This window comes from Longimicrobium sp., from assembly GCF_036554565.1.
Taxonomy (GTDB): domain Bacteria; phylum Gemmatimonadota; class Gemmatimonadetes; order Longimicrobiales; family Longimicrobiaceae; genus Longimicrobium.
The window spans coordinates 1-6,229 of the sequence record NZ_DATBNB010000649.1 but is presented as its reverse complement, the minus strand read 5'-3'; the positions used below and the strand labels follow the sequence as shown (position 1 = coordinate 6,229).

The window sequence follows — 6,229 nt, the reverse complement described above, 5'->3', positions numbered from 1 at the left end:
CAGCACCAGGAAGGGCGTCTGCCAGCCGGTGGCTTCGGCCAGCGAAAGGCCGAAGGGAAGCCCCAGCACCGAGGCCGCGCTGAAGCCGCCCATCACCACGCCCATGGCCGTGGCCCGCCGCTCGGGGCGAATCTGGTCGCCGACGATGGCGAACACCACGCCCGCCAGCACCCCGCCGAACCCGCCGGCAACCACGCGCGCCGCCATCAGCGCCCCGTACGAATCCACCAGGCCGCACAGCAGCGTTCCCACGCCGAAGCCGGCCAGCAGCACCATCAGCATCCGCTTGCGGTCGAAGCGGTCCATGTAGGCCGATGCCACCAGCCCGGTGATGGCCGCGCTGAACGTGTACGCCGACACCAGCAGGCCGAACTCCTTGGCCGACGCGTCCAGCGACCGCATGAGCATGGGCCCCAGCGGCATGATCAGAACGAAGTCCAGGATGTGGCAGAACTGCACGGCCAGCAGAATCCCCAGCAAACCCCACTCACGCCCGGTAAACGCCCCGGCGGCGCGCTTTATCATCAGATCGTTGCTTTCCTCGGTCCATCGAAACCCGCGTCACCCGTGGGCTGACGCGGCACTTTCCACTCGTGGAGCGGCGCGCAGGCGCGAGACTGGTGCCACGCGGAAGCGCTACGCCTCGGCCCGCTGTCCCGCCGGCTGGCCGCAATCCATCTCCGCTGGCTGCGGTCCACAACACGAGCGCCCGGTGACGTCGTGGAAGACGTCGGCGATGGTGACGGCGCCCAGCTCCCGCTGCATGGCTTCGTGCGCGCGGCAAAAGACGCTTCGCAGCACGCCGCGGATGTTGCTGCCGATGTCGCAGTTGCCCCTGGGCTCGGCGTGGAGCGCGAACAGGTCGGGCTTTTCCTCCACCGCGCGGTACACGTCGAGCACGGTGATGTCCTGCGGCTCGCGGGCCAGCTGCGCGCCGCCGCGTGCCCCCGGCTGCACCTGCACCAGCCCGGCGTTGCGAAGCGAGCCCATCAGGCGGCGTACGACCACCGGGTTGGTGTTCACGCTTCCCGCGATGGTGTCGGACGTCACGGCCTCGCCCCGGCGCCGGGCCAGGAACGCCAGCACGTGCACCGCCATCGCCACCCTGCTGCTGATCGTCGACATCCGCCCTGGGCCTCTCCGTGTTGAACTGTAACCAGTCTAGTTGCGAATAGAGCCGGTGTCAATGTCGGGAAATGGGCCCGCGCGGTGGCGGCTCGCGGTATTGGAGATTCGGCGTCGGCGCACTATCCTTCTGCCCTGTTCACGATGTTCTCTTTCGGGCTGAACATCCCCCTTGACAGTCGCATGGGCCGGTGTTAAACTGGACATACGACGGTCGCCGCCTGCCTGCGGGCAGTGTCGGTACGTAACTCCGGGGGGTTGTGCCAGAAATGGTGCAACCCCTCGTTACTTTGCCTGCGACCGTGACCTCGAATCCCTCCCCCGCTCGGCCGCCCAAGGTCGAGATCTTCGTCGACGGCAGCAACTTCAACCTGGCGCTGCACCAGGAGCGCATCGCGTTCGGGGTAGACGTCAACCTGCTCGCGACACGTCTCAGCCGCGGGTACCACTTCGCCAAGCTCCGCTACTACACGTCGCCGCTCCCGGACGTGAACAGCCCCGCGTACCGCCGCCAGCAGAAGTTCTTCGACGAGCTTCGGCGCAGCGGGCGCATCGAGTTGGTGCTGGGGCGGCACGAGCCGCGGTGGGACAGGAGCGGACGCCGCTATCACGTCGAGAAGGAGACCGACGTGAACCTGGCCGTCGACATGGTCATCGGCGCCTACGAGGACCGCTTCGACGTCGCGATGCTCGTGGCGGGCGACACGGACTACGTCCGCGCGGTCCGCGCCGTTCAATCACGCGGCAAGCGCGTGACCTGGTGTCATCTTCCCGCCCAGAAGCACACCGACCAGCTGGCACAAACCTGCGACGCTCAGTGTGAGCTGGACGAGAAGTTCCTGCGCACCTGCGCACTCGGCCGGCGAACGGACTGAGCGCGCCCCGGCTGGATGTCGGGAAATGGGTCCGCGCGGTGGCGGTTCACGGTATTGGAGATTCGGCGCAGGGAAACTATCCTTCTGGCACGTTCACGGTGTTCACTTCTGCCTGGTTTCTCGCACGCGGATCGGAGCAGTTGGAAGAGTGCCGTAACGGTGTTATCGTCAACCTGCAACGATCGCGGCGGAGCCGCGGTGGAGGATCTCCGATGACCACGATCATGATGGACATCCCCGACGAAACGCTTCTTTCGGAATCGCACGAGAAGCGCCTCGGCATCTTCATCGCGCTGCGCAGAAGTCTGGGCGACCGGGTTGAGGAGATCCTCGGCGAACTCATGGCCGAGGCCCGCCGCGAGCTCGAGGACCCTTGCGAGGACGAGGGCGATCCTGACCCGTCTCTCATCCCGAAGGATGAGTTCCTCGACCAGTTTCGCGCGTACCTTGCGAGCGACGTCGTGCAATCGGAAACGGTGCCGGGCGGAGATCCGACCGGCATCCCGATTCAGGATCTGCTCGCCCTTCCGCCCGAGGAGCGAATCCGGATCGCAAGCGTGATGATGCGGAGTTTCGAAGACAGCGGGATATTTCCGATGTCGGATGAGATCATCGCGGATTCGCTTCGGGAGATAGAGGCCGACGCAGCTGATCCGGAGTCGTCAATTTCATGGGAAGTTTTCCGCGCGCAATTGCGTGCTGAGCAGCAGTGAACCGGGCGCTGAGAATCCGTCCGGCAGTAAAGAGACAGGTCGAACGCGCAGCGCGGAGGTATGACAGGCGAAACAAGCGAAACGGCGCGGAGTTTCGTGCGGCGGTAGAAGCGGCAATCAGCTCAATCCACGAGAACCCGCTCCGCCACGCGGGCATCGGCCAGGTTCGCCGAGCGCTGACTCGTGGGTTCCCCTACATGGTCGTGTTCGAAGTCTCGGACGAGCGGATCCTGGTCACGGATTGCGTTCACCAGCACCGGGATCCGCGGCGCTGGATGAGAGGATGACAAAAGGGCTCCCGCGCGGTCGCGCGGGAGCCCCTTCACTTCCTCTGGATTTCGCCTGGCGTCAGTTTGGCGCGGCTTCGACGATCATCACGAAGCCCATGGCGCCCGCGGCGCAGACGCTGATCATGCCGAACTGCTCGCCGCGGCGGCGCATTTCGTTGAGCAGTGTGACGGTGATGCGCCCGCCCGTGGCGCCGAACGGGTGGCCGATGGCGATGGAGCCGCCCATCACGTTGATGCGGTCTTCCGGCGGTAGGCCGATGGCCTTGTCGCGCCCCAGCCGCTCGCGGGCGACCTTGTCGGAATCGAACCACTGGAGGTTGCTGAGCACCTGCGCCGCAAACGCCTCGTGGATTTCCAGCAGGCCGATGTCCTTCATGGTGAGCCCCGCGCGGTCGAACGCCGCCGGCGCGGCGTAGACCGGGCCCTGCAGCAGCTGGTCGTTGGGGTCCAGCGCGGCGTACGCGTAGCTGCGGATGAAGCCCAGCGGCTTGTGCCCCAGCTCCTTCGCCTTTTCCTCGCTCATCAGCAGCACGGCCGACGCGCCATCCGTCAGCGGGGATGCGTTGCCGGCGGTGACCGTTCCGTAGCGGCGGTCGAACACGGGCTTGAGCGTGGACAGCTTTTCGAAGGAGGTGTCGGCGCGCACGCCGTTGTCGGTCGTGGCGACGCGGTCGAACCTGGGGGGCACGTAGAAGGGGGCGATCTCGCGCGTCAGGCGGCCGTCCTCCGTGGCCGCCGCGGCCAGCTGGTGTGAGCGCAGCGCCCAGCGGTCCTGCGCCTCGCGGGTGATGCCGTTTTCCTTGGCCATCTTTTCCGCCGACTCGCCCATCGTCAGCCCTGTCGTCGGCTCGGCGATGGCGGGGGCGATGGGCGCCAGGTGCCGCGGCCGGATGGCGCGGAAGGCCTGGATGCGCTCGCCCAGCGACTTGGCCTTGGAGGCGCGCACCAGCGCGTTGCGCATCTCCGGCGAGAACAGGATGGGCACGTCGGTCAGCGACTCGGCGCCGCCGGCGATGACCACGTCGGCCATGCCCAGCGCAATGTGCTCGGCGCCGGAGGTGATGGCCTGGTTGCTGGAGGCGCATGCCCGCCCCACGGTGAACGACGGCACCTGCGGCGGAATGCCGGCGCCCAGCGTGACCTCGCGGGCGATGTTGGGCTCCTGCACCGACTGCACGACGGTGCCGTACACCACGTGATCGACGAGCTTCGGGTCGATCTCCGTCCGGGCGATCAGCTCGCGCACCGACGCCTTGCCCAGCTCCACCGCCGACACGTCGCGGAAGTCGGTGCCCGACTTGGCGAAGGGGGTACGGCACCCGTCGATGATGGCGACCCTGCGTCCCTGTCCGTTCATGTGCACCCGTCGTTGTCCGGGCCCAGGGCCCGAGGTGAACCGCCCGCCACCGTTCGCACCGCCAATCTTCGCCTGAACCAGGCTCAGATCAAGGGACCGCGCGTTTCGGCGCGAGGATGGGTCGGCCTACCCATCCGCCACGCCGCCTTCCCGTACATGTTTGTCCTCGCGCATGGCGTGGGCCACGCGCGCCACGGACACGAGCCAGGTACGGCGATGAAACGGATAGTGAAGTGGGGGCTGCGCATCGGCGGGGGGCTGCTGGTGCTGGTGAGCGTGGCGATCGGCGCCGCGTACGGCGTGGCCGAGGCCAAGATGCGCAAGGACTACGGCCACGTCCGCCAACCCATCGCCGCGGTCACGCCGAACGCCGCGCTGATCGCGGAAGGCAAGCGGCAGGCGACCATCCGCGGCTGCAACGATTGCCACGGCGCGGACATGGGCGGCAACACGCTGGTGGACCAGTTCCCCGTGGGGCGCATCTCCGGAAGCAACCTCACGCGCGGCAAGGGCGGCGTGGGCGCGCGCTACGCCACGGACGACGCGTGGGCGCGCGCGATCCTGCACGGGATTGGATCGGATGGGCGGCCGCTGCTGATCATGCCCAGCCAGGAGTTCCAGGGCCTTACCGACGCCGATGTGTCCGCGCTGGTGGCCTACCTGCGCACGCTGCCGCCGGTGGACCGCGAAACGCCCGCGAACGCCGTCTGGCCCGTGGGGCGCGCGCTGGTGGCTGGCGGGATGATTCCCCTGGCCGCCGAGGTGATCGATCACGACGCGCCGCGGGTGCAGGTGCAGCCGGCGCCCACGGCCGAGTACGGGGCCAAGGTGGCCGGGGTGTGCACCGGCTGCCACGGGCCGGGCCTGTCGGGCGGCAAGGGTCCGGGCGAGCCGGCGGACTGGAAGCCGTCCGCCAACCTGACGCCGGACCGCGCCACCGGCCTGGGAACGTGGACGGAGGGCGACTTCCTCCGCGCCATGCGCACCGGCAAGCGCCCGGATGGCACGCTGATCGACACGCGCATGCCCTGGAAGGCGTTCGGCCAGATGAACGACGTCGAACTGCGGGCGCTCTGGGCGTATCTGCAGACGGTGCCGGCGAAGGCCGAGGGTGGAAGGTGAGGGGATAGTACCAAGGGCCAAGTGCCAAGTGCCAAGTGTCGCGTCCGGCACTTGGTACTTGTCCCTTGGTACCTAGCAGTATCGTCAGTCACCTCACCCCCCACTCCCACAGGCCGAATGCGGTCTTCTTGTCCAGCGGGTGCCCGGCGCCCTTCAGCGCCACGGCGATCTGTCCGCGATGGTGGGACTCGTGCGAAACCAGGTATCCCAGGAAGGCCACCGGGTGCGGCTTGAACCCGCGCAGCTTTCCCGCCTCCAGCGCGCGACCCAGCATCGTTTCGATCGCCGCCGCGGACGATTCGAGCGCTGCCCGGAGCGACGCGTGGTCCACCGGCGCACCTTTCTCGATCTTCTGCAGGCCGTCCAGCAGATCCGGCGCGCCCTCCTTGATCCACATCAGCCGCACGTTGTGGATGTGGGCGAACTGTTCGGCCACGCTGCGGCCCTTCGTGAGCCCGATGGAGGCGAGTGCATCGGGCTGGATTGCATCCAGCAGATAGCGGTTGATGCGGTCGTGGATGCGCCAGGTTTCGGCGAGCTGGGCGGGAAGGGCATCCGTGCTCATCGCTACGCGGGGTTCCGGGGGATGGATGGGGGAAGCCGTAATATCCTCGGCCGGGTGCCGGCAGTGCAATGATCGTGATGCTCTGGCACGATCGCGTGTCCGCGTTGTATGTTTCGGATGCAATAAACTACCGTCCGCAGCTGTTCCGCCGCATCAATACCGGTGATCCCGTGTTCGACGAG

At 67.5% G+C, this 6,229-nt stretch carries 8 protein-coding genes; 4 read left to right on the top strand and 4 right to left on the bottom strand.

Features of this window, described 5'->3' with window-relative positions:
- The coding region (locus VIB55_RS18060) for an MFS transporter (protein WP_331878063.1) at nucleotides 1–525 on the bottom strand (525 nt) is incomplete at its 3' end.
- Nucleotides 526–636: 111 nt separating this feature from the next.
- Nucleotides 637–1,125 carry an Rrf2 family transcriptional regulator gene (locus VIB55_RS18055; RefSeq protein WP_331878062.1) on the bottom strand — a complete coding sequence of 163 codons (489 nt, stop codon included), beginning with the start codon at nucleotides 1,123–1,125 and terminating at the stop codon, nucleotides 637–639.
- Nucleotides 1,126–1,427: 302 nt separating this feature from the next.
- Between VIB55_RS18055 and VIB55_RS18050 the strand changes: the two genes are divergently transcribed.
- The 3 genes from VIB55_RS18050 to VIB55_RS25665 all read left to right on the top strand — a co-directional run bounded on the left by VIB55_RS18050 (nucleotide 1,428) and on the right by VIB55_RS25665 (nucleotide 3,000).
- Nucleotides 1,428–2,000: an NYN domain-containing protein gene (locus VIB55_RS18050; RefSeq protein ID WP_331878061.1), complete on the top strand. Its 573-nt coding sequence runs from the start codon at nucleotides 1,428–1,430 to the stop codon at nucleotides 1,998–2,000.
- A 212-nt stretch (nucleotides 2,001–2,212) separates the two neighbouring features.
- The gene (locus VIB55_RS18045; protein WP_331878060.1) at nucleotides 2,213–2,713 is read left to right on the top strand and encodes a hypothetical protein; all 501 of its coding nucleotides are present in this window, start codon (nucleotides 2,213–2,215) and stop codon (nucleotides 2,711–2,713) included.
- Entirely contained in the window at nucleotides 2,710–3,000 is a 291-nt protein-coding gene (locus tag VIB55_RS25665) for a type II toxin-antitoxin system RelE/ParE family toxin (protein WP_414681906.1), read from the top strand. The genes VIB55_RS18045 and VIB55_RS25665 overlap by 4 nt, the downstream gene beginning before the upstream one ends.
- 61 nt (nucleotides 3,001–3,061) lie before the next feature.
- On the opposite strand, the gene fadI is transcribed toward VIB55_RS25665, so the two are convergent.
- Nucleotides 3,062–4,360, bottom strand: coding sequence for an acetyl-CoA C-acyltransferase FadI (fadI, locus tag VIB55_RS18040; RefSeq protein WP_331878059.1), 1,299 nt, complete (start codon nucleotides 4,358–4,360; stop codon nucleotides 3,062–3,064).
- Nucleotides 4,361–4,576: 216 nt separating this feature from the next.
- Between fadI and VIB55_RS18035 the strand changes: the two genes are divergently transcribed.
- Nucleotides 4,577–5,482: a c-type cytochrome gene (locus tag VIB55_RS18035; RefSeq protein ID WP_331878058.1), complete on the top strand. Its 906-nt coding sequence runs from the start codon at nucleotides 4,577–4,579 to the stop codon at nucleotides 5,480–5,482.
- Between the two features lie 88 nt (nucleotides 5,483–5,570).
- Here the strand turns inward: VIB55_RS18035 and VIB55_RS18030 are convergent, their stop codons facing one another.
- Nucleotides 5,571–6,047: a DinB family protein gene (locus VIB55_RS18030; RefSeq protein WP_331878057.1), complete on the bottom strand. Its 477-nt coding sequence runs from the start codon at nucleotides 6,045–6,047 to the stop codon at nucleotides 5,571–5,573.
- Nucleotides 6,048–6,229: the final 182 nt, after the last annotated feature.